The sequence below is a fragment of the Streptomyces sp. NPDC005262 genome (genome assembly GCF_042872425.1).
Classification (GTDB): Bacteria; Actinomycetota; Actinomycetes; order Streptomycetales; family Streptomycetaceae; genus Streptomyces.
This window is the reverse complement of sequence record NZ_JBIAKK010000005.1, coordinates 16256-42649: the sequence shown is the minus strand read 5'-3', so window position 1 is coordinate 42649 and position 26394 is coordinate 16256. Positions and strand designations below refer to the sequence as shown.

The following is a 26394-nucleotide window of genomic DNA, read 5'->3' as shown; positions in this document are numbered from 1 at the left end:
CGGAGACTCGCGGTGATCCGGAAGGTGATCGGCCGTGCACCGATCCGCGGATCCGTGCGGATGCGGGGTGAGGCGTGGCGGCCGACCATGAAAGGCCGGGCCGGCGGGCGGCCCGCGCCCCGATCCTGGAGGTGCTCGTGCAGGCCGATGCGTACGCCGAGAGCCGGCCGCCGTTCGACCTCGCGGCCCTGGCGACGCTGATCGACGGGACCACGGCCGGGGTGGGCGTCCTCGACACCGAGCTGCGCTTCCTGTACGTCAACCCGGCCCTCGAACGGCTCAACGGCATCCCGGCAGCGGAACACCTCGGCCGTACCGTCTCCGAGGTCCTGCCCCACATCGATGCCCGGGAGGACATGATGCGGGCGGTCCTCGCCGACGGGAAGCCCCGCGAGATCACCTCCAGCGGATACACGCCCGCGGCGTCCGGTACGGCCCGGCGGTACTGGCACGGCGTGTACCACCGGCTGGAGGTGGGCGGGCAGGTGGTGGGCGTCGCGGGGATCGTGCTGGAGGTGAAGGCCTCGGACGAGGAGCGGCGGGAGCTGGAACAGGCCAAGCGGAATCTGACCCTTCTCGACACCGCGGTCGACCGCGTCGGCACCACGCTCGACATGGACACCACCTGCGCGGAACTCGTCGACCTCGTCGTACCGGCGCTGGCGGACCTTGCGACGGTCGAGGTCCTCCCGCCGGACGTGGCACGTCCGGTACGCCCCGCGCCCCCCGGGATGCTGCGGCTGCGCCGGGCGGCGATCTCGGCGACCGCGGGACTGCGGGACGGTGTGGAGGAGTTCGGGCTGACCGGCGAGTACATCGACTACCAGGAGGACTCCGCCGTGCAGCGGTGCCTGGCGGCCGATCAGCCCGTCGTCGAGAACCTCAGCGACGACGTACGGCTCAGCTGGTCCGCCGCCAACCCCCAACGGGTCGCCGGCTATCGCGCTCTCGGCATGCATTCGACCGTCGTCGTGCCGCTCTCGGTGCGCGACGGGGCGCTCGGCGTCCTCGGCCTGGTCCGGGCGGGGGACTCGCCGGTGTTCTCGGACGAGGACGTGGTGGTCGCCCGGGAACTCGCCGGGCGGGCCGCCGTCGATCTGGACCACGCCCGGCGTTACGCCCACGAGCACACCATCGCCCTGGAGCTGCAGCGTTCCCTGCTGTCCGAACCTCGCCTGCCGCACCCGCACATCGAGGTGGCAACCCGCTATCTGCCGGCCCGCGGCGTGATGGTCGGCGGCGACTGGTTCGACGTCATCCCGCTCCCGGACGGGCGCCATCTCAAGGCGATGGGCGATGTGATGGGGCACGGGGTGGAGGCGGCGGTCGCGATGAGCCACTACCGGTCCCTGCTGCGGCTGCTCGCCGACGAACTGCTGCCGCCGCACCGCATTCTGGAACGGCTCGACCGGATGGTGGAGCGGTCGGGTCCGGACCGGGCGGCGACCTGCCTGCTGGTGGTCGTCGACCGGTACAGCAGGGTGTGCGAGGTGTCGAGCGCGGGGCATCCCCCGCCGGTGTTCATCGACCCGGGCGCCGGGGGGACCCGGCTGGGCGACGTGGTTGCGGGACCGCCGCTCGGCACCGGGCTGGGCGGGTATACGACGACGTCGGTGGAGTGCGCTCCGGGGACCGTGCTGTTCATGTACACCGACGGTCTGGTGGAGCGGCGGGGCGAGGACATCGACGTATCGGTGTGCCGGCTCACGGAGCTCTCCCTGCCGGCCGGCGGGAGTCTCGACGATCTGCTGGACGAGGTGCTGGAGAAGTTCGGTCCGGGAGCGGAGGACGACATCGCGGTGCTGGCTTCACGGTCCCGGCTCCCGGCCCCGGAGCGGGACGTTCTCTAGTCAGTGGTCGCTGCGAGGATCGGTGTCATGGAGTCCTCGAAGCCGCTGCTTCTCGCCGACATCGAAGCCGTCGTCCGCGCCGGTTGGGGCGCCGACACGGCCACACCTGACCACCGGCCGCACCGGACGGCCGACAATCCGGGCCGCGACCAGTGCGGGGTCACCGCCATGGTGCTCAACGACCTGCTGGGCGGCGAGCTGATCCGCGGGGAGGTCCGGGTCCACGGCGAGCGCACGGACTTCCACTGGTGGAACCGGCTGGGCATGGGTGTGGAGATCGACCTCACGCGGGAGCAGTTCGGGCCGGAGGAGATCGTCTCGGGCGGCACGGTGATACCCGGCCGACGCAGATCGTACGGCTGCGTGAGGAGTACGAACTGCTCCGCGACCGGGTGCTGGAGAAGCTCCGGCGCCAAGGGTCGTCCCGATCACGGGACAGCCCTTGGCCCCGCGGTCAGCCGAGCTCCAGGCTGGTGATGCCGAACAGCCCGGTGTGATCGACGTCCGGCATCGGGCCCGTGTACATGCGGGCCGTCTCGAACGACGGAGCGAGGCCCAGCTGTTCGGCGAGCGTGACCGCCGCCGGGTTGATGTCGGGTACGTCGACGGCGATCCCGGTGTCCGGTGCGGTGGCCGACAGTGCGCTCATCAGTGCGGCGGCCACTTCGGGCGACGAAGCGTGGAGGGGGCCGATGCGCGACGACGTACGGCAGGGGCGCATCACGGCGAACCCCCGCAACTCACCGTCGTCACCGACGGCGGCGAGGGCGGTGCGCCCGGGTGCGGCGATCCATGGGGCGAGGAAGCTGTCGCGCTCGGCGGGGAAGAAGCGCCGGTCGTAGACGGCCAGCCGGTCGAAGGGGAGCGAGCGGGCGTCGACGAGCGTGAGGCCGGGCGGTACGCCGATGTCCGCGGCCGGCCGGCCGGCCCACCGCATGTTCGTCCAGGCAGAGCGGAATCCAGACTTCCGGTAATTGGCCTGCTGGGCGACGACGCCGTCGAGCCCGACGTTGCGCCCGGCGAGCCGGTCCATTCCGGCGCGCCAGACCTGGATGCCGTAACCCTGGCCGCGAAGTTCCGGGCGGGTGAGATAGAAGCCCAGGAACCCGAAGCCGGAGCCGTACCGGACGACGGAGACGGAGGACACGGGCGCACCGTCGAGGCGGCCGATGAGGAAGCCGCGCGGGTCGGTGGCGAAGAAGGCGTGGCCGTCGGTCCGGCCCGGGTTCCACCCCTCGGCGTGGGCCCACTCTCCCAGCATCTCGATGTCGTCGGCGCTTGCTGTGGTGATCTCGAATGTCGGCACGGGTCACCTGTACCCGGTGCGCGATCGGTTCAAGGACCCTGTTCGGCCACGTGGCACTCCGTTACCACCCCGTCCACAGCAGGTGGTTGACCAGCAGGGCGACGACGGCCTGCGCGATCAACCAGCCGCGTCGGGTGTCCGGGGGAAGCAGCGCGGAGGCGGGCAGGAGCCAGAGGACGAACGGCTGCCAGATGCGTTCCGTCTCCGCCTTGCTCATCCCGGACAGATCCGCGACGAGGAGAGCGAGGAGCGCGGCCAGGGTGAGAAGGATCAGCCGCTGTCGGGAGGAGGTGGTGCCGGTGCGCAGGGCACGTACGGAACCCGGGGCGCCGGCCGCGGCCCGGCGGAGGCCGGCGACCGTGGCGAGACCGGCGGAGACCGTGGTGGCCGCGAGGTTCGCCCAGACCCAGTAGGAGTACGGACGGATCCCGCCTGCCCCCTGGTAGTACCGCTCGACCAGCAGCCGGTACCCCTCCCACCAGTTGAAGCCCACCAGGGTGAACGCGACGGGGACGACGAGCGCCCCGAGAAGGAAGAGGGGCACGGGGCGGGCCGTGCGGGTCAGGAGGAGAACGGTGAGGAGCAGGAGCGCGATGAGCGTCAGACCGTACGAGAGGTAGCAGGTCAGGCCATAGAGCAGACCGGAACCGAGGGCGGCGGCCGCAGCAGCCGGGCGGCGGCTGTGGGACCTGCGCGTCGCCGCCAGGGCGAGGAGCGCGACCGACCATGCGGCGACCGCGGCGAAGTAGCCGTCCGCCGAGGCCCCCGTCCAGACCGCCATCGGCGCGAGGACGAGGAACGGCGTGGCACCCCGGGCCAGGCGTTCGCCGGCCAGGGCGCGCACCGCGATCAGCGCCGCGACCACCGCGGAGCCGCCGAGCACGACGCACCAGACACCGGCCCATCCGCCGCCGCCGAGTCCGATCCGGTCGAGCAGGACGAAGGTGAGCGTGGCGCCCGGCGGATGACCGGCGACATGTGCGGGCCAGTTGTCCGGACGGCCGATCAGGATGTGTCCGGTGAAGCCGTGCAGGGCCGCGCCGATGTCGCCGAATCGGTCGATGACCTGGAGATACTCGTGCTTCGTGGTGAGCCGGTCGGCGATGCCCCGGCCCCAGCCGTCGATCATCGCCAGCGAGAGGATCCAGGCCAGGGAGGCGGCCCACGCGGTGGCGAGCAGGCCCCGCCAGGGCAGCCGGTAGGCGAGGCCCGGCCCGTACGCGACGACGGCCGCGGCGACGACGACGGCGGCCGGGGTGCCGGGGCCGGTGTGCGGGTACCAGGACGCCAGCAGGGGCGGCCAGTGGGCGACCAGGGTTCCGTGGGCGTCCTGGATCGCGCGCCCGATCAGGACGGCCGCGGTGACGAGCAGGACACCCGCGGCGGCGGCGATCAGATCGCCGCGGCGGCCGGTGGTGCGCTGCTGCGGGGGGTGGTGGCCGGTGGTGCGTTCCTCGGTCTTCACGCAGGCACGCTATGCAGGGTGGGGCGGCTGCGGGCGGTGCGACCGGGCCACGTCACCGAACCGTCAGATCCGGCCCGGAGATCTTGGCCCGGTTGGCCGTCGCGGGGAGTGACGTCAGCGTTTCGTCAGGAGTCGTGCGGGCCCGGGCCCGGCAGCCCGGGCATAGCTTCGGGCCATGGGCGACACGCGTCACGGCAGAGCAATCCGCTTCCCGTTCCCGACGTTCCCGGACCGGTCCCGGGTCCGGGAACGGCTGCCTTCCGCGCCCGGGTTCTGGCGCAGTCCGGTGCGCGGTGTCCGGTTCACGGCGGTGCTCGGTCTCGTCCTCCTCGTCGGGCTGACGCTGGTGTTCGTGACGGGTCTGCTGTCGTACGCCGCGTACAACCCGGATCTCGCCGCGGTCAACGACAAGACGCCGGGCAAGGGGCTGCTGGGGTTCTACCTCTTCGACTGGCCGACCGGGCCGCACTGGCTGTACCGGCTGGACCAGGGAGTGCATGTCACGGGCGGCATCGTGCTCGTACCGGTGCTGCTGGCGAAGCTGTGGTCGGTGATCCCGAAACTCTTCGCGCTGCCGCCGGCCCGGTCGGCGGGGCATGCGCTGGAACGGGTCTCGTTGCTGCTGCTCGTCGGCGGGGCACTGTTCGAGTTCGTCACGGGGCTGCTCAACATCCAGCTGGAGTACGTGTTTCCGGGGTCGTTCTATCCCTTGCACTTCTACGGCGCCTGGGTGTTCTTCGCCGGGTTCGTCGCCCATGTCGGGCTGAAACTCCCCCGGGCCGTACGGGTGCTGCGCAGCGGGGAACCGCGCGGTGAAGTGGATGAGCTGACCGCCCCCGCCCCCGATGCGCCCACCATCTCCCGGCGCGGCGCGTTCGCCATGGTGGGCGCCGGATCGCTGCTCCTGCTGGTCACCTCGGTGGGACGGAGTTTCGACGCGCTGCGGAGCACCGCACTCCTCACCCCGCGCGGGGTCGCCGATCCCGGATCGGGACCCAACGGGTTCCAGATCAACAAGACGGCCGCGTCCGTCCGGGTCACCCCGGCCGACACGGGGGAACGGTGGCGGCTGACCGTCCAAGGACCCGCCGGGGAACTCACGTTCACCCGGGAACAGCTGCTGGCCATGGGCCAGTACAGCGCGGCGCTGCCGATCGCCTGCGTGGAGGGCTGGTCGACCTCGGACCAGTGGTGGCGCGGGGTGCGGCTGCGGGACCTGGCGGCGCTCGCGGGCTGTCCGGACCGGCCGCCGGGAGTGCTGGTCGAGTCGGTGCAGCGCAGCGGGCCGTTCCGCAAGGCGGCACTGCGGGACAACCAGGTGCGCGACCCGCGCTCGCTGCTGGCGCTGGAGGTCAACGGCGAGACGCTGTCGCCGGATCACGGGTTTCCGGCACGGATCATCGTGCCGGCCGCGCCCGGTGTGCTGAACACCAAATGGGTGACCCGCCTGACGTTCGGGGAGCTGTGATGAGACGGAGCGGTGAGCGCGCCGGTGAGCGGACGAAGGCGACCGGACCGGGGGCGGTCCTCAGGCGTCGGTACGGGGAAGGGCCGCTGCAACTCGTCCTGCTGACCGCCACGTTCGCGCTCGCGGGCTATGCGGGGGTGCGGCTGCTGGAGGGGGACACGTTCGCCGTGGTGGTGTGGTTCGTCGGGTCGGCGTTGCTGCACGATCTGGTGCTGCTGCCGGTGTACGCGACGGCGGACCGGGTCGTACGCGTGGCGCTCGGTCCGCGCTCCGGCCTGGTCAACTTCGTCCGCGTACCGGCCTTCCTGTCCGGGCTGCTCCTGCTGATGTGGTTCCCGCTGATCACCCGGCAGGCGAAGCGCTACGAGCCGGCGAGCGGACTGTCCCCCGACGTCTTCCTCGGGAACTGGCTGCTGATCACGGCTGCGCTGTTCGCGGTGTCGGCGCTCTGGCTCACGGTCCGGACTCTCCGGTCGCGGCGCAGGGCGACGAAGGGGCGGCCGTCCGCCACCCACTGATCGACCGGGTGCCAGCCGTTCGGCTGCGCGTACCGGAGCAGTGCGGGGGTGCCGATCCGGGCCCACGGGAAGTGCCCGTCCCCGGCATCGGTACGGTCCGGCCCGTCGGTCCCGTCCGGCGCGCGGCGGCCGTCGTACAGCCGGACCTGGACTTGCTCGTCGATGTCCGGCGACACCGTCTCCGCGATGAGCAGACCGCCCGGGGCGAGCAGCTCCGCGGTGCGCAGCAGGAGGCCGTGCGGGTCGCCGCCGATGCCGATGTTGCCGTCGATGAGCAGGACCGTGCCCCAACGGCCCTCGCCGGGCAGCGGGTCGAAGACGGAACGGCGCAGGGCCGATCCGCCGATCCGCAGCGTGCGGGCGACGGCCGTCTCGCTGACGTCGATGCCGAGCGCACGGTGGCCGCGGGCGGCCAGCTCCGCGACGAGGCGGCCGGGACCGCAGCCGATGTCGAGGACCGGCCCTTCGCAGCGGCGCAGCGCGGACAGGTCGGCGGCGTCGGCTCCCCCGCACCAGCGCTCGACGTCCAGTGGGAGCAGCCAGCCGTCCGGGCGGCGGAGGAAGAGCGGACCGTGGCCGTTGCGCAGTGCGTCGGCGTACGGGTCGGTGCTCCACGGGGCGGTGTCCGGATGCGCGACGTCCGGATGCGCGGTGCCGGGGTGCTCGGAGTCCGGGCGCCGGGTGTCCGGGGACACGGGAGTCAGCACCGAGCGGTTCGGAACCGTCCCGCTCATCGGCACGCCGCCCCGGTCAGCCGGGCGAGGGTCGAGGCGAACAGCCCGTGCGGTGCGGCAGCCGCGACGTGCGCGGCGTCCGCCGCGGTGTCCACGTCCCGCAGCGGCGGCAGATCGCGCACCGTCAGCCCCGCGTCGACGAGTCGGCGCCGCTGGACGGCGCCGGTCTCCGGGGTGGACATGGGCACGCCGCGCACCAGGTCCGGTGCGGGCGCGGCCAGGCCCAGCGCCCAGAAGCCACCGTCGTCGGCGGGCCCGAACCAGGCGTCGCACCCGTCCCAGGCGTCCGGGGAGAACGCGGGTGCCAGATCGGCGGCGGTGATCTGAGGAGTGTCCATGCCGATCAGCAACGCCGGTCCGGCGCAGCCGCCGAACGCCGCCGCGAGCCGCTCGTCGAGGCGGCCGGTGCACTGCGCGACGACTTCGATGCCGGGCGGCAGCCAGGGACCGGGCCGTCCGTCGAGCACGAGGACGCGCCGCCGGGCCGGCAGCGAGAGCGCCGTGCGCAACGTGTCACTGAGCGCGGCCTCGGCGAGCTGCGCGGCTTCGGCGGGGGTGAAGGGCGGGGTCAGCCGCGTCTTGACGAGGCCGGGCAGCGGTTCCTTGGCGATCACGAGGAGCGTCGTGGGGCCCGGCGCGACGTCGCGGCGGGCGTCCGCCACGCTCATCGGGACGCCCCCGGGCGTACCGCCCGCGCCGAGGTCCGTTCCGGCGGCTCGCGCAGGACGGCGCGCATGTCGCGAACCGCCTGCCACGTTCCCCGCCAGGTGCCGGTCACCTTGGATCTGCCGGTGCGCGGGAGATAGGGGACGTCCGTCTCCGCGACCCGCAGCCCGGCGTCCGACGCGCGTACCACCATCTGCAGCGGGTAGCCGCTGCGCCGGTCGGTGAGGCCCAGTGCCAGCAGGTCCGCCCGGCGCCCGGCCCGCATCGGCCCCAGGTCGTGCAGGCGCAGGCCCGTCCGGCGGCGCAGCATGCGGGCGAGCGCCAGGTTTCCCGCGCGGGCGTGCAAGGGCCAGGCGCCACGGCCCTCGGGGCGCCTGCGGCCCAGCAGCAGATCCGTGTCCCCGTCGGCGATCCGGCGTACGAAGCCGGGCAGCAGCCCGGGGTCGAGGGAACCGTCGCAGTCGCAGAAGCAGACGAACTCCGCCCCGGCGGCGAGCAGACCGGCATGGCACGCGGCGCCGAAGCCGCGCCGTGGCTCGTGCACGACGGTCGCCCCGAGGGAGCGGGCGAGGTCCGCCGACCCGTCGGTGGAGCCGTTGTCGACGACGATGGCACGCCAGCCGTACGGGATGCCGGCCAGCACCCGGGGCAGCGCCGCGGCCTCGTTCAGACAGGGCAGGACCACATCGGCGCGCGGGGACTGAGTGCGGAAGGAGTCGGTCACCTCGCTCACCCTACGGAGCGAAATCCGGCATTTCGGGCTTCAGGTTCTTACGAAAGCCGGACGTCGGCCCTTCGGCGGACGGCCGACCGGCTCTCCCGGCAACCGGGATGCCAAAGTGGCTGTATGGAGAACATCCCGGACGCCCCGGGTTCCGGTGGCACCGCCCCCGGCGTTCCGCGTGGCCACGTCCTCGTCGTGGACGACGATCCGACGGTCGCCGAGGTGGTCGTCGGCTATCTGGACCGGGCGGGTTACGACGTCCGGCGGGCAGGCGACGGGCCGGCGGCGCTGGAGTGCTTCTCGGCGCGCCGCCCGGACCTGGTCGTCCTCGATCTGATGCTGCCCGGCATGGACGGCTTCGAGGTCTGTCGCAGGATGCGGGCGCACGGCCGTGTGCCGGTCATCATGCTGACGGCGCGCGGCGACGAGGACGACCGCATCCTCGGCCTGGAGACGGGCGCGGACGACTACGTCACCAAGCCGTTCAGCCCGCGCGAGCTCGTGCTGCGCGTCGATGCGGTGCTGCGCCGGGGCCGGGGGGCGGCGCCCGGAGCGGACGCCGCCCGGGCCCCGCTGGAGTGCGCCGGACTCCGTCTCGATCCCGCGGCCCGCCGCGCGGTGCGCGACGGCCGCGAGCTCGCCCTCACCCTCCGGGAGTTCGACCTCCTGACCTTCTTCCTGCGCCATCCCGGCCGGGTGTTCACCCGGGAGGAACTGATGCGGGAGGTCTGGGGGTGGGACTTCGGGGACCTGTCGACGGTGACGGTCCACGTGCGGCGGCTGCGCGGCAAGGTCGAGACGGATCCGGCCCGTCCGCAGCTGATCCAGACGGTGTGGGGCGTGGGCTACCGCCTGGACCCGGCCCTGGTCCCGGCCGGCCCGGACGGCACGAGCACCGCCCCGCCGGGCGCCCCGACCACCGATGCGGACCCCTCATGACCGACCTCCTCCTCATCGCGCTCTTCGCGTTCCTGGGCGCCGCGGCGGCCGGGCTTCTCGGCGCGCTGGTCCTGCGCGTCTTCCGGCACCGTTCGCTCGTCGTGTCGCTGGCCGTCGTCGCCGCCGTCGCCGTGACCGCGATGCTCGCCGGGACCCTCGCGGTCGCCTGGGCCATGTTCCTGTCGGCACACGATCTGACCGTCGTCACGACCGTCGTCGCCATGGCCGCCGTGGTGTCCCTCGCCACCGCGATGCTGCTGGGCCGCTGGGTCGCGGCCAGGAGCAGGGACCTGGCGCTCGCGGCCCGTTCGTTCGGCGACGGCGGTACGTTCGCCGCCCCCGAGGAGCAGGCGACCGCCGAACTCTCCTACCTGGCAGAGGAACTGGCGGCGACCAGCGCCAAGCTCGACAGCTCCCGGGAGCGCGAACGCGCACTGGAGACGTCGCGCCGTGAGCTCGTCGCATGGATCTCGCACGATCTGCGGACCCCGCTCGCCGGGCTGCGGGCCATGTCCGAGGCGCTGGAAGACGGCATGGCCGCCGACTCCGGCCGCTACCTGCGGCAGATACGGACCGAGGTGGAACGCATGAACGACATGGTCGGGGACCTCTTCGAACTCTCCCGGATCCACGCCGGGTCGCTCACCCTGACCCCCACCCGCATCTCCGCGTACGACCTGGTCGGCGACGCCCTCGCGGGCGCGGACCCGCTGGCGCGCGAGCACGGGGTGCGGCTCGTCGGCGACCGTATCGACGCCGTGCCGGTGGAGGTCGACAGCAAGGAGATGAGCCGGGTCCTGGGCAACCTCCTGATCAACGCCATCCGCCGTACCCCGGCCGACGGCACGGTCGCGGTGGCCGCTCGCCGCGCCGACGGCGGGGTGGTGCTGTCGGTGACGGACGGCTGCGGTGGCATCCCCGAGGAGGACCTGCCGAGGGTCTTCGACACCGGCTGGCGCGGCAGCCACGCCCGTACCCCACCCGCCGGTGCGGGACTCGGGCTGGCGATCGTCCGCGGCATCGTGGAGGCGCACGAAGGCCGGGCGGAGGTCCGTAACGTCACGGGTGGCTGCTGCTTCGAGGTCACCCTCCCTGCGGCCGCTCAGGCGTGAGCGTGCCGTCCCCGACAGCCCGCCGGGGCCGACCTCAGTTCCGCCTCCGCGAACTCCTTCATCCCCTCCGCGAACCCCACCTCCGGCCGCCAGCCCAGCTCCTCGCGCAGCCGGTGCGAGTCCGCCGTCACATGGCGTACGTCCCCGAGCCGGTACGCACCGGTGATCTCCGGTGCCGGGCCGCCGTGCGCGCAGGCCAGTGCTGTGGCCATCTCGCCGATCGTGTGCGGTTCGCCGCTGCCCGTGTTGTACGCGGTGAAGCTGCCGGCCGGCCGTTCCCGCACGGCCTCCAGCGCCACCGCGTTGGCGGCCGCCACGTCGCGTACGTGGACGAAGTCCCGCCGCTGGCAGCCGTCCTCGAAGACCTGCGGTGCCTCGCCCCGGGCCAGCGACGAGCGGAAGAAGGACGCGACACCCGCGTACGGGGTGTCGCGCGGCATCCCCGGCCCGTACACGTTGTGGTACCGCAGGGCCGTCGCCCGGCCGCCCGTCGCCCGTGCCCACGCGGCGGCGAGATGTTCCTGGGCGAGCTTCGTCGCCGCGTACACGTTGCGCGGGTCGGCCGGCGCGTCCTCGGTGACCAGGCCCGGGGTCAACTCGTCCCCGCAGCGCGGACAGCGCGGTTCGAACCGGCCCGCCGCCAGATCGTCCACGGCTCGCGGGCCGGGCCGGACCTGCCCGTGCCGGGGACAGTCGTACCGCCCCTCGCCGTACACGACCATCGACCCGGCGAGCACCAGATCGCGCACCCCGGCGCGGGCCGTCTCCGCCAGCAGGACAGCCGTCCCCAGGTCGTTGCAGCCGACGTACTCAGGGGCGTCCGCGAAGTCCTTGCCGAGGCCGACCATCGCGGCCTGGTGGCACACCGCGTCGACGCCCCGGAGCGCATCGGCCACGGCGTCCCGGTCCCGTACATCGGCGACGATCATTCCCTCCCGGTCGCTGCGGGCACCCCCACCGTGCGCCGACTCCAGCAGTGCGTCGAACACGACCACTTCATGGCCGCGCGCGACCAGCGCTTCGGCGATGTGTCCCCCGATGAACCCGGCTCCGCCGGTGAGCAGTACGCGCATGACGCCACGTTAGATCGCCCGGGGCGCTGCGCTCCGCCGCCGTACGGGCGCGTCACCGGAGCGTAAGAACCGGGAACACCGGGTCGCGCACGGTCAGCGCGTGACGATGGGGAAGTCCGGGTCGGTGGAGTCCAGGACCGACACCAGGGTCCGGAGCGCGCCGATGTCCCCGGTGTGCTCGATGGTGTCGAGCCCCTTTCCGGCCAGCAGGTCCAGCAGCTGCGGCCGGGTCAGGGTGAACGTCACGTCGGCGGGGATGCCTTCGAATCCGGGGGCGCCTTCGAAGCCGACGGCTGCCTTCGCCGGGTCCGTTCTCGTCGGTACGAGGACGCCGTTGCGCAGGCTGGTGCGGTACTGCTCGTCCAGATCGGTGAAGCGCCAGTCCAGAGTGGCCCGGTGACCCCATGCCTCGGGGCCGTCGATGCGGATGGCGAGCGAGTCGAAGATCTGCTCCACGCTCAGCGCGGCGGTCATGCCTCCGGCGGACAGGGGCGTCGTGGTGACGCCCTGGCGCAGTTCGAGGGCGCCCGTGAGATAGCAGTTGCGCCAGGTCGCGTTCTCGGCGCCGTGGGCGAGCCGTTCGAAGGTCTCGGCGAGCAGCTCCTTGGCCGCGGTGTGGCCGGGGTCCGCGAAGACCGCGTGCTTGAGCAGCTGGGCCGCGAACCGCAGATCCCCCTCGCCGACGTACTGCCCGGCCCGGGCGACCACCGCGTCGACGCCGCCCATGCAGTCGACGTAGCGGCGCGCGGACTCGGTCGGCGGGTGCTCCCAGAGCGAGGACGGGTGGCCGTCGTACCAGCCCAGATAGCGCTGGTAGATCGCCTTCACGTTGTGGGTGACGGAACCGTAGTAGCCGCGGGCGTGCCAGGAGCGGGCGAGGCCGGGCGGCAGCTCGATCAGTTCGGCGATCTCGTTGGCGGTGTGACCCCGGTTGGCCAGGCGCAGGGTCTGGTCGTGGAGGTAGGCGTACAGGTCGCACTGCTCCGACAGGAACGTGGTCAGTCGCTCCGTCCCCCAGGTGGGCCAGTGGTGGGATGCGAACAGGACGTCGCTCTCGGTGCCGAAGAGCTCGACGGCCTCGTTCAGATAGCGGGACCAGACCCGGGCGTCGCGGACCACGGCGCCGCGCAGCGTCAGGATGTTGTGCAAGGTGTGGGTGGCGTTCTCGGCCATGCACAGGGCGCGGTGCTCGGGCAGATGGAAGTTCATCTCCGCGGGTGCCTCGGTGCCGGGCGTCAGCTGGAAGTGGAACACCACGCCGTCGACCGTCTCGACCTGCCCGGTCTCGGTGATCTCGATGGTGGGCGGGAGGATGCCGGTGGTTCCGGTGGAGGTGGTGAAGCCGAGGCCCGTCCCGACCAGGCCGGTGGGGCCGCGGCCGAGGTTCATGCCCGAGTAGTAGGCGCCGCGCCTCAGCATCGCCGTGCCTGCGTACACGTTCTCGGTGACCGAGTGCTCCATGAAGCCCTGCGGGGCGAGGACCGGTACGTCGTCGCCCGGGCCGACGACGCCGTGGACGCCGCCGAAGTGGTCGAGGTGCGAATGGGTGAAGAGCACACCGGTGACGGGCCGGTCACCGCGCTGCTCGCGGTAGAGCGCGAGGCCGGCCGCCGCGGTCTCCGCGGAGACGAGCGGATCGACGACGACGACGCCGGTGTCGCTCTCGACGAGGGTCATGTTCGACAGGTCGAAGCCGCGGATCTGGTAGATCCCGTCGGTCACCCGGTAGAGACCGGCACGGGCGCAGAGCTGGGACTGCCGCCACAGGCTCGGGTCGACGGTGTCCGGGCAGTCCCCTTCCAGGAAGGCGGTGGCGGCGAAGTCCCACACCACGCGTCCGTCGTCGGTGGTGACGGTCGTGGACGACGGGCCGGCCACGAACCCCCGTTCGGCGTTCTCGAAGTCGGTGCGGTCCGCAAAGTCCGGCGTGACCGGAGAGGCAGGTGTGCCCGATGCGGCGGCTGTGGTCATGCTGATCTCCTGGGGCCGATGGCGATACCAGCCGCCGAGCTGGGCATCTGGCCGTTGGCGTCGCCCACGAATCCCTCCCGGGGCACGTGAAGCGCCGTCCCGGCCCCGTACCGCAGGACGCTTCAGTCCGTATAAGTCCGTCGGTACACGACTATTTGGGCATGCCTGACGTTACGCAACCGGGGATGCGCCGGGAGAAGCAGCACTGACCGGACGGCCGTCACACGAGCAGGAACGCGCCCGCCGTCGCCGCGCCCAGCGACGCTCCCGCCACCACCTGTGCGGCGGTGTGGTAGCCGAGCGCCACCCGTGACCAGCACACGGCGGCCGTCATCGCGTACGCCAGGAGCCACCACGGGGAATGGACGGCGGCGAGCAGCGCGACGACAGCCGAGGCGACCGACGCGTCCACCGAGATCTTCCAGACGGTGTTGACGGCGAGCAGGACGACGGTCATCGCCCACAGCGCCAGCATCGCCACCAGGATGCCGGTCGGCGCGTGCCCGAGGACCATGACGACCGAGCCGGCACCGATCGAGCCCAGGATGACGAAGAAGATCGGCGCACGCTTCGTACGGTCGACGACGTGCCGGTCGCCCCAGGTGCCGCGCCCCCGCTCCCACTCGATGTAGCCGGCCGGGACGAGACCCGCGCACAGGGCGCCGAGCAGGCCCCACAGCAGACCGGTCCAGTGGCCCGCGGCGGCCAGGCCGATGGCGAGCATGCCGACCAGCAGGACGTTGCGGGGCTGGAGCACGTCCGTGACCCTGCGGGCGGCCGGCACCCGGGCGCCGGCGGTGGAGTCGAGGGTGGGGTCGATGGTGGACGTCACGCTGTCTTCTCCAGGTCGGTGACGGATGCCAGGACGTGCCGGGCCCGTTCGTCGGTGATCGTTCGGTACGCGGCCGCCACCTGCACCAGCCACGCCACTTCGCCGTCCTGATCGGTGGCGTGCTGTGTGCCGACCGCCCCGGCCGGCCCCGCCGGGGTGCCGGCGTTCCTGGCCGTCAGGGCGGCCTTGATCCAGTAGGCGTCGGCGAGCGGTCCGGACTTCGCGGGGTCCGGCGTATGAGTGGTGGCCGCGGCCTCGGCGGCCGGCAGCAGGCCGTCCGGTACGTAGTGGCGCAGTTTCTCGACCGCGTCCGCGATGTCGGCGGCCCACCGGTCGATCCGCAGATCGGCGGGGGTGTCGAGCCGGGTCAGTTCGCGGCGCAGCGACCGCGGCGGCTCGAACGGCTGGTCGGGAAACGCGGTCATCAGCTCGTACCAGAGGGCGTGCAGCCGGCTCTGGGCCCGCCACAGTTTCGCCCGGCGCCCGCCCTTGCTGAAGGCGGGGACGGACGCGCCCACCGCGAAGAACGCGAACAGCACGAGCTGCGCGGCCTCGGTGACCTCGTCGAACTCCAGGGCGAAGGCCGGGCTCGGCCGGTCGATGACGCTGACCCACAGGAACAGCGTGCGGCTGACGGTGTAGCCGACCCCGATGAACATCGCGAACGTCATCATGCCGAGCCCCACCCGCAGATGGCGCAGCCGGGCGCCGGCGGTGGCCAGTGCCCACTGGTACGCGCAGACCGCCGACGCGGCCCCCAGGTAGAGGTAGAACACGCTCATGTACAGCGTGGCGCCCCACTGGCCCGCGTGGTCGGAGACGAAGCGGTCCGACGGTACGGAACGGTCGACGACGGTGAAGAAGAGCACCGTCAGCAGGACCAGCGTGGCGACGGACGCCTTGGCCGCCACCCGCTGGATCGTCCGGGCGAACCGTACGTGCCGCGGGATGTCACCGGCGTCGGGGTACTCACCGTAGATGGCGACGATGTAGCTGAGGATCGCCAGGATCGCGACGGTCGCGGTGTAGTGCTTGATGAGGACCGAAAGGTCGGTGACCGGGCTGTCGTTGAGGCTGATCCGGACCACCCGGGTCTTGGTCCACAGGGCGGCGGCGAATCCGGCGTAGCAGCCCCACAGGGCCCGGCGACGCTTGTCCTCCTCGTCGCCCCACAGGGCGGCCGGCATGCGCCACACGGCGACGGCCGTCATCAGGCCGGCTATGAGATAGCCGGCGAGGTCGAGCGGGGTCACGGCGAATTCCTCTGGGTGGGGGACAGCTGGAGAAGGGAGGGCCGGGTGGTCAGGTCCGGCGGAACAGGCTGCGACGGCGGTGCGCGACCGGGCGGGAGAGCGAGTTGGCGAGGCGGCCCATCATGTCGTCGCTGGTCACGTCCCTGGCCATACGGGGGATGAGTGAGGCGCCGAACTCGGCGACCCGCTCGTCGTGGGTGTCGTACTGGGCGCGCGCCTGCACCGTACCGTCGCCCGCCCGCAGTGCGCCCGCGACATCGGAGTCGAGTACCCGGGAGATCAGGGACGTGTCGAAGACGGGCAGCAGCCGCCGGAGCTGCTCCGCGTCGAGCGAGGTGCCGTGGTCGAACCACTCGTGGCACAGCTCGTGCAGGATGACGTGCTGCGTCTGGTACGCGGTCGGGCGCCGCCGGTAGAGGACGAAACTGGTCCGGCCGGAGGCCAGGCGCAGCCCGCAGGCGGCGTTGACCCGCGCCAGCCGGTCGGGCATCTCGTGCAGCGTGATGGTGCGCCCGCGGGCCGCCTCCATGTTCGCCACCAGGCCGGCGACGGAGAACGGGGCGGGGATGGGCAGGTCGGCCAGTCCGGCCTCGCACTCCTTCCGCAGCGCACGCAGGGACATGAGGTCTACTGCTCCGCCCGGCCGTCGGCTGCGTCACCCGGGCGGTCCTTGGCGTCCTCCAGGAGCGAGAGCGCGAACTGCAGGAGCTCCGGCGGAAGACCGTCGTCGTCGAGGCCACGGCCGGCCAGCCCGCTGATCTCCCCGGTACGCCGCTTAGCGAGGAACCGCAGACCCGCGACGACATCGTCGACGACCTCGGACTCCTCCTTGAAGAAGCGCCAGTCGACACCGAAGCCCAGCCCGAGGGCCTTGAGGATCTCCTCGGACGGCTGGGTGACCTTCCCGGCGAGGATGTTCGAGAAGTAGCTGTGCGACAGCGAGCCGCCGCGCTCCTTGACCAGGTCCGCGAAGACCCGCCCGGAGATCTTCTGGCCGGGGAAGGTCTCCTCCACCATGTACTCGACCTTCTGCTGCAGCGTCCGCAGCTCCGGCGCGTGTTCTTCGCCGTTGTCCATCGGGGCCCCCACGTCCACGTCCGCCGCACGCGCGTCCGTCCGAGCGGAACATCCTGCTCCGGTGCCAGGAGCGGGCTTGCGTAAACACTCTACGTCACTGTTAACTCGAAAAAACATGGGCAAGGGACCACGAGGGGAGTCCCTTGCCCGTGAATTCGTCGCGCGTCCGAGCGGGCCCGCAACGAGTCGTAGCCCTTCACGACGGGGGATGCGTGAAGGGCTACGCGCTCATTATGGCCGCCGGCCGGGCCGTCATCAACTGACCGTCCGGTCAGTGTGTCCGACCGGGTGTGCGGACAGGCGTTCCGGGACGCGGAAGGGCGTACCGGGATGCGTACGGAGAGGCGTACGGCGGTCCGTCGTGCTCCGGGGCGCCGCCCCTGTCCGGCAGGCAGATAATTTCACCTGGCAGGCCCGGGAAATCTGTCGCGGCTATGCTAGAGATGATGGCTCGCACCATGAGAGTTTCTTTTTCGGTCAACGAAATCAGAGACACTTCCGATGTCTCTCGCCGCGGGCCCGGAAGAGGTGCAAATGCCCGCAGATACCCCTCCGCATGCCGCCGATCGACTCGATGACGACGACTACCCCGCCTACACCATGGGGCGTGCTGCGGAGATGATCGGCGCCACGCCGGGCTTCCTCCGGGCGATCGGTGACGCGCGCCTGATCACGCCCCTGCGGTCCGAGGGCGGCCACCGCCGCTACTCCCGCTACCAGTTGCGTATCGCGGCCCGTGCTCGTGAGCTCGTCGACGGCGGCACGCCGATCGAGGCGGCCTGCCGCATCGTCATCCTGGAGGATCAGCTGGAGGAGGCGCTGCGCCTCAACGCGGAGCTGCGCCGGCCCACGGCGGGTTCGGCCGGTGGGGCGGGTGCGGGGCCCTGAGACCGGGTCCGCGGGGCAGAATATCTGCTGTCACAAGCGCAGAATTTTATCCAATGCGCGATGAGGGTTTATGACACACCGGGCGGAGTGTAATTACTCGCCGCGCCCGGGCGCCTTCACCGTGCTAGTGTGGATGCCAGTTGCAGTTGTGGTTCCCAAAACTCCAAGTGCTCTCGCCGACGTAATGTGCCGGTGGGCGCGCTTTTGTATTTCCGGCATTCTTGTTCCGGACGGGGTAATCATCGCGGCGACGCGGGTTCCGCACAGTGCGGATCCCCGGGCACTGCCCCAGAAGGAGATAAAACATGGCTACTGGCACCGTTAAGTGGTTCAACGCGGAAAAGGGCTTCGGCTTCATCGAGCAGGATGGTGGCGGCGCTGACGTCTTCGCCCACTACTCGAACATCGCCGCGAGCGGCTTCCGTGAGCTGCAGGAGGGCCAGAAGGTGAACTTCGACGTCACGCAGGGCCAGAAGGGCCCGCAGGCGGAGAACATCACCCCCGCGTGATCCTGCGAATGCTCCGGCGCTGACGCGCTGACACGCACTTGCGCAGCTGGGGCCCGCACCTTGGGGTGCGGGCCCCAGCTCGTTGCTTTTTCCGGGCCCGCCACCGTGCGCCGCCCCCCAGTCCCTGTGACGGACACGGTTCATCCGTGTCGGACACGGCTCATTCTTCGCAGCCGGGCTTCGTCCACGCATTTCATCGGCCCGTTCTTGCGATTCCTGTGCCGCTCCGCCGCAGTGAATTCCTCGATACGCGCCATATCGAGGAAAGGTTCTGCATGAACCGCACAGCTCGCACGAACGACCGCTACTCCCGCAGCGGCGGCTTCCGCTCCCAGGCCGGCAGCGGCCAGGGTGGCCAGAGCCGCTACGGCGCCCCCGGCCGCTCCGGCGCCGGTTCGCGTTCCGGTTCCGGTGGCTACGGCCGTCGGCCCGCCGCCAAGCAGGGCGAGTTCGCCCTGCCGAAGACCATCACCCCCGCGCTGCCCGCCGCCGAGGCGTTCGCCGATCTGGATCTGCCCGCGCCCCTGCTGGCGGCGCTCGCCGCCGAGGGCGTGACCACGCCGTTCCCGATCCAGGCGGCCACGCTGCCCAACTCGCTCGCCGGACGCGACGTCCTCGGCCGTGGCCGCACCGGCTCGGGCAAGACGCTCGCCTTCGGCCTCGCCCTGCTGGCCCGTACCGCAGGCCGGCGCGCCGAGCCCCGCTCCCCGCTCGCCCTGGTCCTCGTCCCCACCCGGGAGCTGGCCCAGCAGGTCACCGACGCGCTCACGCCGTACGCCAAGTCGCTGAAGCTGCGCCTGGCGACCGTCGTCGGCGGGATGTCGATCGGCCGGCAGGCCGGCGCGCTGCGCGGCGGCGCCGAAGTCGTCGTCGCCACGCCCGGCCGGCTCAAGGACCTCATCGAGCGCGGCGACGCCCGCCTCGACCGGGTCACCATCACCGTCCTCGACGAGGCCGACCAGATGGCCGACATGGGCTTCATGCCGCAGGTCACCGAGCTGCTCGACCAGGTGGCGCCCGAAGGCCAGCGGATGCTGTTCTCGGCGACCCTGGACCGTAACGTCGACCTGCTGGTCCGCCGTTACCTGCACGACCCGGTGGTCCACTCCGTCGACCCGGCGGCCGGTGCGGTCACGACGATGGAGCACCACGTGCTGTACGTCCACGGCGCCGACAAGTACGCCACCACGACGGAGATCGCGGCGCGCGACGGCCGGGTGATCATGTTCCTGGACACCAAGCACGCCGTGGACAAGCTCACCGACCACCTCCTCAACAGCGGTGTACGGGCTGCCGCGCTGCACGGCGGCAAGTCGCAGCCGCAGCGCACCCGCACCCTGACCCGGTTCAAGACCGGGCACGTCACGGTGCTGGTCGCCACGAACGTCGCGGCGCGAGGCATCCACGTCGACAACCTCGACCTGGTCGTCAACGTCGATCCGCCGAGCGACCACAAGGACTACCTGCACCGCGGCGGCCGCACCGCCCGCGCCGGCGAGTCCGGCAGTGTCGTCACGCTGGTGCTGCCCAATCAGCGCCGTGAGATGACCCGCCTGATGGCCGACGCGGGGATCACCCCGAAGATCGCCCAGGTCCGCTCCGGTGAGGCCGAACTGAACCGGATCACCGGGGCGCAGGCCCCGTCCGGTGTACCGGTCACCATTACGGCACCGGTGACGGAGCGTGCCAGGAGCGGCGCGTCGTCGTCCCGCGGCCGCCGCGGCCGCCCGTCACAGGCGCGCCGCACGTCGGCCGGCACGTCCTCGTCGCAGTCGCCCTCCTCGGCCCGCGCGGGGAGCGGCGGTTCGCCGCGCAGGTCCTCGGGCAACCGCGCGGCCTGAGCAGGACCCGGCCCACTGATCCCGTTCCTTCTCTTCAACCCCGTTGAGGCACTATGCGCTGCGTCATCGCCCGCTTCCCCTTCGACCTGTTCAAGAGCGACGTCATGGAATCGATGAAGGGCATCAAGCCGGAGCCCGTCACAGGTGATTCGGTGGTCATCGGCCGCCGGGTCTATCCCGTCAAGCAGGTCGGCGAGGTGATCACCCGCCAGGACCGCCGCGACTTCACCTCCGGCGAGGTGACCCGCGCGCTGACCCGTCTCGGCTTCACCTGCCGTACCGCGGACGTGCCCGTCCGGGCGACCGCGCCGACACCGTTCGAGGCGGCGTCGGCGATGCTCGGATCGGCGACGACCGTCTGACGCCTGGCGGGTGAGAGACACGAGGGCCGGGGGCCGGGACGCACGTCCCGGCCCCCGGCCCCTTCGCACGTGCGTACCGAACGGGCCTACGCCCACAGTGCGTCGGCGACCGCGACCCCCGCGAACACCGCGCCCAGCCCCGCCACCACGCTCACCACGACGTTGGCCGCCGCGTAGAACTTCGCCCCGTCCTCCGCCAGTCGCAGCGTCTCGTAGCTGAACGTCGAGTACGTCGTCAGCGCCCCGCACAGTCCCGTGCCCACGAAGAGCTGCACCTGCGACGACGCCGCGCCGGCCGCCACCGCTCCGGTGAGCAGGCCCAGCACCAGGGATCCGGACACGTTGACCGTGAACGTCCCCCAGGGGAAGACCGTGTCGTGCCGGGACTGGACCGCCCGGTCGGTCAGATAGCGCAGCGGTGCGCCGATCGCCGCGCCGACGATCACCAGCAGCCAGTTCACCGGCTCTCCTCCCGGCCGGGGCGGTGCATGACCTCGCAGGCGTCCAGGACGACCACGCCTTCCCCGATCACCTCGTCGACGAGCGGAAGGAACGCGCGGATCCGCTCCTCCGTGTCCACGATCACGACGGTCACCGGCAGGTCCTCGCTCAGCGACAGCAGCCGCTGGGTGTGGATCATCGACGAGGCGCCGAACCCCTCGATGCCCCGGAACACACTCGCGCCCGCCAGCCCCGCGCGGTGTGCGCGGTGCACGATCTCCGAGTAGAGGGGCCGGTGGTGCCAGCCGTCGGACTCCCCGATGAGGACGGTCAGACGCAGACCCCGTTCGGTCACCCTGCTCCCCTCGGCCTCATGCGTCTCCCTGGACTTCCTCGTCATGGCTGCCTCCACGCCAGCACGCGGCGTGTCAGCCACACCGCACTCCACACCGCGGTCAGCGCCGCCAGCGGGGTCAGCCCGAGATACGCGATACCTGCACGGGTCCGGCCGGCGTCCACGAGCCGCTCGATGTCCACCGCGTACGTGGAGAACGTGGTGAACCCGCCCAGTACCCCCGTACCGAAGAAGGGCCGCACCAGCCGGTGCACCGACCGGATATCGCTGATGACCGCCATGAACACGCCGATCACCGCACACCCGATGACATTCACCAGCAGCGTCGTCCAGGGGAAGCCACCCGGCGGAGTCGTCCAGATCAGCGAAGCCCCGTAACGGCCGCATGCCCCGAGCACACCACCGAGGGCGACGACGGCGACGACGGGCCACTGCGTGCCGGCCCACCGCCGGCCTGACCGCTCGGCCCGCTGCTCGGGTACGGACATGGCGGCCTCGGCGTCGTCGGGCTCATCCGCCGCGGATCCCCGGGACCCTGTGGGTACGGGGGACATGCTGGGCTGCTGGGCTCCGATGGGCATACGTCTCCTACCTGCTGGTTGCCCGTACGCGGGCACACTGCTTCGCAAGTAGGGACCGTTGGCGGCACTGCTGCCGCGGTTCGGGTACGGCGGGCCCCACCGCCGCGCAGCAACCGTCAGTCCAGCACAGTCCCTGCTCGCACCAGACTATCGCCCGCGTGTGCACGCCGCCCGGCGCAGGGGCGACGGATGACCGGCGCGCGGCCGGGGCCTGGCCGGGTCAGCACCTGCCCGGCCGCGCGTACAGCGTGACCTGGCCCCCCTTGGCCCGCACCCGGCGGCAGACGACGAATTCCTGCCGCAGCACGTCCCGCTTGACCACCTCCTCGGGAAACGCGTCCTCCGGCTGTCCCGGCGGATCGCTGAGCGCCACGATCCGGTCGAAGGCGTGCAGCCGGACCCGGATCCGGTCGGCGGAGAACTCGGTGCCTTCAAGCGTGTTGCCGGGCCTCGGGCCCCGCCGCAGGGCCAGATCGGTCAGGCCCCGGAAGTCGTCCGGGTAGGAGAGGGCCCATTCCCTCCGTCGCGCCGGCATGAAGAGCACACCGGTGTCGTGCGACGCCATTGTCCGCACGTGGGCGGCGATGGCGGTGACGTCGTCCTTGCGGCTGTCCGGGGTGCGCATCTGGAGCGTCACCGGGAGGAGCGCGACGACCACTCCGGCCGCCGCGGTACCGAACACCATGGCCCGTGACCGGGGCACCGCGGGCCGGGCGGTCCGTCCCGCGGCGTCCCACAGCCGGTCCACGGCCGCCCCGATGAGCAGGGCCAGGGCGAGCTGGGAGTAGAGGACGTAGCGGTCCAGGTACATCGGGTCGTAGAGGGAGCCGAGGAGGAGCGTGGCCGTGGGCACGATCAGCAGCGGCAGGGCCAGCCCGGCCGGGCTGAGCACGCCCGCCCGGGCCCTCGTACCCGTGGCCGGTTCCGGCGGCTTCGTCGCGTATCCGGCGCAGAGCACGCCGACGAGGGTGACGGCCGTGATGACGAGCCATTCGCCCGGATGCGGCCACCCGATCCAGGAGACCTGCCCGGACTGGCCCGCGGACCGCAGGGCGAGGGGGGCGACCGCGATCACGGACAGCCCTGCGGCGACCGCCCAGGAGCGCGTCAGCGCACGGGGCAGCCGCGAGAGGTACAGCGTCAGGCCGTGGGCGGGCAGGGCGAGGACCGCGAATTCGTGGAGCCAGCCGGCGACGACGACGGTGAGTGCGTACGCGGTCCAGCGCCGGCGGGAGGAATTGTCGACGGCGCCGACGAACAGATAGGTGGAGAGGGCGATGAACGCGCACACCATGGCGTAGGAGCGCCCCTCCTGCGCGTACATCTGGACCATGGGCAGGAGAGCGAAGACAAGACCGCCGATGAGTCCGGCACGGGGGCCCACGAGGCGTGTGCCGGTCGCCGCCACCAGAAAGGCGGAGACGGAAGTCGCGAGCACCGACGGGAGCCGGAGTGTCACGAGACCGTCGCCTCCCACGGCGAACAGCGCGTGCATGAGGAAGTAGTAGAGGCCGTGCACCGCATCGGCATTGCCGAGCAGATGCCAGATCTCGGAGAGGCTTCGATGGGCGACCTGGTACGTCACGGACTCGTCGCGCCACATGGAGTTTTCGCGACGGATCCCCCAAAGGCCCATCAGCAGTGCCAGCAGCGCGGGTAATAGGCTTGCCCGGTATCGGGACAGTGGCGCGGAACTCCGTTCAGGACCCGGCTCGTGGCGTCTCTCGGGACGGCGCGTCGTGCGCAATGCGGCCGGAGTCTGCGGAAGGTCGATGGCGCACTCCGATTCGGCGGCGAAAGGGTGCAACGGTTCCGGGTCTGCGCGCCCGTCAGCGTACCCAGAATCCGGGAAGTCCGGGAAGATTCGGCCCTGTTCCGGCACGGCGCATGCGGAATCGGGATGGCCTTTTCATCGATTCAGGCCCTTGGAACAAGGGGCGGGCTCGCGTATCGACTTCTGCCGGGCCCGTATCGGCAGGGACCTTGCCGATCGGGCGGCCGGTGCGATGCGCGCAGCTGCCCGGACGAACTCGCGGAGGTGCCGTTCCCTACTGCTAGGCTCGCGCGGATCAAGAGCGTGAATCACCGGCAAATGCCTGAGAACGCAAGGGAATGGTCGTGGAGAAGACTTCCCCGAAGGTCGTGGTGGTCGTCCCGACCTACAACGAGCGGACGAACCTGCCCATCCTCGTCGATCTGCTCACGGATCTGCACGTACCGAACCTGCACGTTCTCGTGGTGGACGACAATTCGCCCGACGGCACGGGTGAGGTCGCGGACCGGCTCGCGACCGAGACCTCGGGCCTGGTCGGCGTTCTGCACCGGACGGAGAAGAACGGGCTGGGCCGCGCGTATGTCGCCGGTATGACACGCGCGCTCGAAGAAGAAGCGGACGTCGTCATTCAGATGGACGCCGATCTCTCCCACCCGGCCTCGGTGGTCCCGCTCATGGTCGAGAAACTCGTCGCCGACGATGCCGCCGTGGTGATCGGCTCCCGCTATGTGGAGGGCGGTTCGCTCGCGACCGAGTGGCCTTGGCACCGCAAGGCGCTCTCCGCCTGGGCGAATTTCTATGTCAACGCGATTCTTCGGCTGCGCGTGAAGGATGCCACGGCCGGTTTCAAGGCATGGCGTGCGGACGCCCTGAAGGCGATCGATCTGCCCTCCGTCCGCAGCAACGGGTATTCCTTCCAGGTGGAGATGAACTACCGGACGGTCAGGCGCGGACTGCGAATCGTCGAGGTGCCGATCAGATTCGAGGAGCGGGTCAGCGGCGAGTCGAAGCTCGGGCTGCGCGTGCAGATCGAGTCGGCGATCGCACCGTGGAAGCTGCTGTTCGGCAGGAAGAACAGCTGACTTCGGGTCGCTCTCCGGGGGCCGCATCGTGGTGGAACTCCCTCCGCCCTGAACGCCGGTGGGCACCGGACCTCCCGCCCCGTGGCCCGGCCCGGCATTCGGGTGACCGCCCCCGAAACCTCGGGGGCTACCCCCAGCGGAGCCGTGACGCCTGCCGGATGGGAAAGACGATTCCGCTCAACCAGCCTTGTCCCATGACCACTTACAGCAATCGGGCCCTGCTTCTCGTGCTCTCGGCGACGGCCGTCGCCACGTCCCTGACGGCCGCCACCGCCCCGGCGGCCCAGGCCGCGCCGGCGAAGTCCGGCACGTCCGTCCCCGCACTCACCTGGCGGCCCTGCGCCCAGCCCGGCGGACCGGCCGGGCAGGAGTGCGCCGACCTGCCCGTACCGCTCGACTACGCCGACCCGGCCGGTCCGCAGCTCACCCTCGCCGTTTCCCGTCTGCGCAGTGACCGTCCCGAGGCGCGGCGCGGCACGCTGATCGTGAACCCCGGTGGCCCGGGCAGCGCCGGGGTGCAGCGGCTGACGCAGAAGGGGGCGGCACTGCAGAAGGAAATGGCGGGCACGTACGACCTGGTCGGCCTCGATCCGCGCTGCCGATCTCGCGAACCCGCTGCCGGACCGGGACGCCGCGGTCATGGTGGCCGTCATCTGCAACGACGTGCGCTGGCCGGCATCCGTCTCCTCGTACCGGAGCGCGGTGGCCGCCGACCGGATGCGTCACCCGCTGTTGGCCGGGATGCCGGCCAACATCACGCCCTGCGCGTTCTGGAAGGACGCACCCGCCGAGAAGCCGACCACGATCACCTCGGAGGGCCCGTCCAACATCCTGATGATCCAGAACCGCCGGGACCCTGCGACCCCGTACTTCGGCGCGCTGAAGATGCGTGAGGCCCTGGGCGACCGTGCGCGGCTCGTCACGGTCGACCACGGAGGACACGGCGTCTACCTGGGCAACGGCAACGTGTGCGGCACGGGCAGGGTCACCGAGTTCCTCACGACGGGGGCGCGCCCGGCGGTGGACGCGTACTGCGCGGACTGAAGGGGCCGAGCAGGGTCCCGCCCGCGCAGCCGGCGGGACCCTACTTCGCCACGAACTGGGTGAGGATCGCCTGCACCTCGTAGATGTCGACGCCCTTGGTGAAAGTCTTCTGGATCGGCAACGAGGTGCCCGAGACCCAGATCTTGAGCTCCGCGTCGAGGTCGAACGTGCCGGCGGTCTCCACGGCGAAATGCGTGATGCTCCGGTACGGCACGGAGTGGTACTCCACCTTCTTGCCGGTGATCCCCTGCTTGTCGACGAGGAGGAGACGCCGGTCGGTGAAGAGGATGGTGTCGCGTATCAGCAGGTACGCGGCGTGCACCTGCTCACCCTGGCCCAGCAGTCGCGCGAAGTCCTGCTGCGCCGTAGCCGTATCGATGGTGTGCGCGTTCCCGAACAGTGCCATGTCGGCCCCCCATGTACTTGAAGTTGCATGTTTTTCGCACTGTATACGGGTCTGTCCGTCGGCACGCGAAAACCGGTGGGGCGGCTCCGGGCGGCCCCACCGGGTCCCGTACGGGATGAGGGA

At 71.4% G+C, this 26394-nt stretch carries 25 protein-coding genes and 2 pseudogenes; 11 read left to right on the top strand and 16 right to left on the bottom strand.

Going from position 1 to position 26394, the window contains the following annotated elements:
* The first annotated feature begins 137 nt into the window (after positions 1 to 137).
* Both ACFYP5_RS15410 and ACFYP5_RS15405 read left to right on the top strand, forming a co-directional pair.
* Entirely contained in the window at positions 138 to 1850 is a 1713-nt protein-coding gene (locus ACFYP5_RS15410) for a SpoIIE family protein phosphatase (RefSeq protein ID WP_389036157.1), read from the top strand.
* Between the two features lie 27 nt (positions 1851 to 1877).
* Positions 1878 to 2347 (top strand): annotated as a pseudogene (locus ACFYP5_RS15405) (hypothetical protein).
* Here ACFYP5_RS15405 and ACFYP5_RS15400 read toward each other — a convergent pair.
* Both ACFYP5_RS15400 and ACFYP5_RS15395 read right to left on the bottom strand, forming a co-directional pair.
* Entirely contained in the window at positions 2305 to 3156 is an 852-nt protein-coding gene (locus tag ACFYP5_RS15400; protein ID WP_389035460.1) for a GNAT family N-acetyltransferase, read from the bottom strand. The pseudogene ACFYP5_RS15405 and the gene ACFYP5_RS15400 sit on opposite strands and share 43 nt — an antisense overlap.
* A gap of 61 nt (positions 3157 to 3217) precedes the next feature.
* Positions 3218 to 4621, bottom strand: a complete 1404-nt coding sequence (locus ACFYP5_RS15395) for a hypothetical protein (RefSeq protein WP_389035457.1) — start codon at positions 4619 to 4621, stop codon at positions 3218 to 3220.
* 175 nt (positions 4622 to 4796) lie between these two features.
* Between ACFYP5_RS15395 and ACFYP5_RS15390 the strand changes: the two genes are divergently transcribed.
* Complete coding sequence (locus ACFYP5_RS15390; RefSeq protein ID WP_389035454.1) at positions 4797 to 6089, top strand: molybdopterin-dependent oxidoreductase; 1293 nt, start codon at positions 4797 to 4799, stop codon at positions 6087 to 6089.
* Positions 6090 to 6450: 361 nt separating this feature from the next.
* On the opposite strand, the gene ACFYP5_RS15385 is transcribed toward ACFYP5_RS15390, so the two are convergent.
* The 3 genes from ACFYP5_RS15385 to ACFYP5_RS15375 are packed head-to-tail and all read right to left on the bottom strand — an operon-like array spanning position 6451 to position 8731.
* Entirely contained in the window at positions 6451 to 7341 is an 891-nt protein-coding gene (locus ACFYP5_RS15385; RefSeq protein ID WP_389035451.1) for a class I SAM-dependent methyltransferase, read from the bottom strand.
* Complete coding sequence (locus tag ACFYP5_RS15380) at positions 7338 to 8009, bottom strand: DUF2064 domain-containing protein (RefSeq protein ID WP_389035448.1); 672 nt, start codon at positions 8007 to 8009, stop codon at positions 7338 to 7340. The genes ACFYP5_RS15385 and ACFYP5_RS15380 overlap by 4 nt, the downstream gene beginning before the upstream one ends.
* On the bottom strand, positions 8006 to 8731 hold the full coding sequence (locus ACFYP5_RS15375; RefSeq protein WP_389035446.1) for a glycosyltransferase family 2 protein: 726 nt from the start codon (positions 8729 to 8731) through the stop codon (positions 8006 to 8008). The genes ACFYP5_RS15380 and ACFYP5_RS15375 overlap by 4 nt, the downstream gene beginning before the upstream one ends.
* A 123-nt stretch (positions 8732 to 8854) precedes the next feature.
* Between ACFYP5_RS15375 and ACFYP5_RS15370 the strand changes: the two genes are divergently transcribed.
* Positions 8855 to 9670 (top strand): response regulator transcription factor, encoded by an 816-nt coding sequence (locus tag ACFYP5_RS15370; protein WP_389035443.1) that lies wholly within the window; start codon positions 8855 to 8857, stop codon positions 9668 to 9670.
* Positions 9667 to 10782, top strand: a complete 1116-nt coding sequence (locus ACFYP5_RS15365) for a sensor histidine kinase (protein WP_389035440.1) — start codon at positions 9667 to 9669, stop codon at positions 10780 to 10782. Before ACFYP5_RS15370 ends, ACFYP5_RS15365 begins: the two co-directional genes overlap by 4 nt.
* Here ACFYP5_RS15365 and ACFYP5_RS15360 read toward each other — a convergent pair.
* The 6 genes from ACFYP5_RS15360 to ACFYP5_RS15335 form a co-directional block, all read right to left on the bottom strand.
* Positions 10773 to 11855: an NAD-dependent epimerase/dehydratase family protein gene (locus ACFYP5_RS15360; RefSeq protein WP_389035438.1), complete on the bottom strand. Its 1083-nt coding sequence runs from the start codon at positions 11853 to 11855 to the stop codon at positions 10773 to 10775. The genes ACFYP5_RS15365 and ACFYP5_RS15360 overlap by 10 nt on opposite strands.
* Before the next feature lie 93 nt (positions 11856 to 11948).
* Entirely contained in the window at positions 11949 to 13826 is a 1878-nt protein-coding gene (locus tag ACFYP5_RS15355; RefSeq protein ID WP_389035435.1) for an alkyl/aryl-sulfatase, read from the bottom strand.
* Positions 13827 to 14046: 220 nt separating this feature from the next.
* On the bottom strand, positions 14047 to 14658 hold the full coding sequence (locus ACFYP5_RS15350; protein WP_389035433.1) for a hypothetical protein: 612 nt from the start codon (positions 14656 to 14658) through the stop codon (positions 14047 to 14049).
* Positions 14655 to 15911 carry an MAB_1171c family putative transporter gene (locus ACFYP5_RS15345; protein ID WP_389035430.1) on the bottom strand — a complete coding sequence of 419 codons (1257 nt, stop codon included), beginning with the start codon at positions 15909 to 15911 and terminating at the stop codon, positions 14655 to 14657. Before ACFYP5_RS15345 ends, ACFYP5_RS15350 begins: the two co-directional genes overlap by 4 nt.
* A gap of 49 nt (positions 15912 to 15960) precedes the next feature.
* Positions 15961 to 16533 (bottom strand): toxin, encoded by a 573-nt coding sequence (locus tag ACFYP5_RS15340; RefSeq protein ID WP_389035427.1) that lies wholly within the window; start codon positions 16531 to 16533, stop codon positions 15961 to 15963.
* Between the two features lie 5 nt (positions 16534 to 16538).
* Positions 16539 to 16988, bottom strand: a complete 450-nt coding sequence (locus tag ACFYP5_RS15335; protein ID WP_389035424.1) for a hypothetical protein — start codon at positions 16986 to 16988, stop codon at positions 16539 to 16541.
* A gap of 534 nt (positions 16989 to 17522) precedes the next feature.
* On the opposite strand from ACFYP5_RS15335, the gene ACFYP5_RS15330 reads away from it, so the two are divergent.
* The 4 genes from ACFYP5_RS15330 (at position 17523) to ACFYP5_RS15315 (ending at position 20588) form a co-directional block, all read left to right on the top strand.
* The gene (locus tag ACFYP5_RS15330) at positions 17523 to 17876 is read left to right on the top strand and encodes a MerR family transcriptional regulator (protein WP_376515844.1); all 354 of its coding nucleotides are present in this window, start codon (positions 17523 to 17525) and stop codon (positions 17874 to 17876) included.
* Positions 17877 to 18181: 305 nt separating this feature from the next.
* A complete protein-coding gene (locus ACFYP5_RS15325; protein ID WP_015609674.1) occupies positions 18182 to 18385 on the top strand; it encodes a cold-shock protein in 204 nt (67 codons plus the stop codon).
* A 275-nt stretch (positions 18386 to 18660) separates the two neighbouring features.
* Positions 18661 to 20226 carry a DEAD/DEAH box helicase gene (locus ACFYP5_RS15320; protein WP_389035420.1) on the top strand — a complete coding sequence of 522 codons (1566 nt, stop codon included), beginning with the start codon at positions 18661 to 18663 and terminating at the stop codon, positions 20224 to 20226.
* A gap of 53 nt (positions 20227 to 20279) precedes the next feature.
* Positions 20280 to 20588, top strand: coding sequence for an SCO5918 family protein (locus ACFYP5_RS15315; protein ID WP_389035418.1), 309 nt, complete (start codon positions 20280 to 20282; stop codon positions 20586 to 20588).
* A gap of 86 nt (positions 20589 to 20674) precedes the next feature.
* Here the strand turns inward: ACFYP5_RS15315 and crcB (ACFYP5_RS15310) are convergent, their stop codons facing one another.
* The 4 genes from crcB (ACFYP5_RS15310) to ACFYP5_RS15295 all read right to left on the bottom strand — a co-directional run bounded on the left by crcB (ACFYP5_RS15310) (position 20675) and on the right by ACFYP5_RS15295 (position 23568).
* The gene (crcB, locus tag ACFYP5_RS15310) at positions 20675 to 21049 is read right to left on the bottom strand and encodes a fluoride efflux transporter CrcB (protein WP_389035415.1); all 375 of its coding nucleotides are present in this window, start codon (positions 21047 to 21049) and stop codon (positions 20675 to 20677) included.
* A complete protein-coding gene (locus tag ACFYP5_RS15305; RefSeq protein WP_389035412.1) occupies positions 21046 to 21429 on the bottom strand; it encodes a DUF190 domain-containing protein in 384 nt (127 codons plus the stop codon). The genes crcB (ACFYP5_RS15310) and ACFYP5_RS15305 overlap by 4 nt, the downstream gene beginning before the upstream one ends.
* The gene (gene crcB / locus ACFYP5_RS15300; RefSeq protein ID WP_389036154.1) at positions 21426 to 21872 is read right to left on the bottom strand and encodes a fluoride efflux transporter CrcB; all 447 of its coding nucleotides are present in this window, start codon (positions 21870 to 21872) and stop codon (positions 21426 to 21428) included. The genes ACFYP5_RS15305 and crcB (ACFYP5_RS15300) overlap by 4 nt, the downstream gene beginning before the upstream one ends.
* Positions 21873 to 22185: 313 nt before the next feature.
* Entirely contained in the window at positions 22186 to 23568 is a 1383-nt protein-coding gene (locus ACFYP5_RS15295) for a glycosyltransferase family 39 protein (protein ID WP_389035410.1), read from the bottom strand.
* A gap of 515 nt (positions 23569 to 24083) precedes the next feature.
* On the opposite strand from ACFYP5_RS15295, the gene ACFYP5_RS15290 reads away from it, so the two are divergent.
* Both ACFYP5_RS15290 and ACFYP5_RS15285 read left to right on the top strand, forming a co-directional pair.
* Positions 24084 to 24821 (top strand): polyprenol monophosphomannose synthase, encoded by a 738-nt coding sequence (locus ACFYP5_RS15290; RefSeq protein WP_389035407.1) that lies wholly within the window; start codon positions 24084 to 24086, stop codon positions 24819 to 24821.
* Positions 24822 to 25015: 194 nt separating this feature from the next.
* Positions 25016 to 25865 (top strand): annotated as a pseudogene (locus tag ACFYP5_RS15285) (alpha/beta hydrolase).
* A 40-nt stretch (positions 25866 to 25905) separates the two neighbouring features.
* Here ACFYP5_RS15285 and ACFYP5_RS15280 read toward each other — a convergent pair.
* On the bottom strand, positions 25906 to 26271 hold the full coding sequence (locus ACFYP5_RS15280; protein ID WP_030931508.1) for a PH domain-containing protein: 366 nt from the start codon (positions 26269 to 26271) through the stop codon (positions 25906 to 25908).
* Between the last annotated feature and the right edge of the window lie 123 nt (positions 26272 to 26394).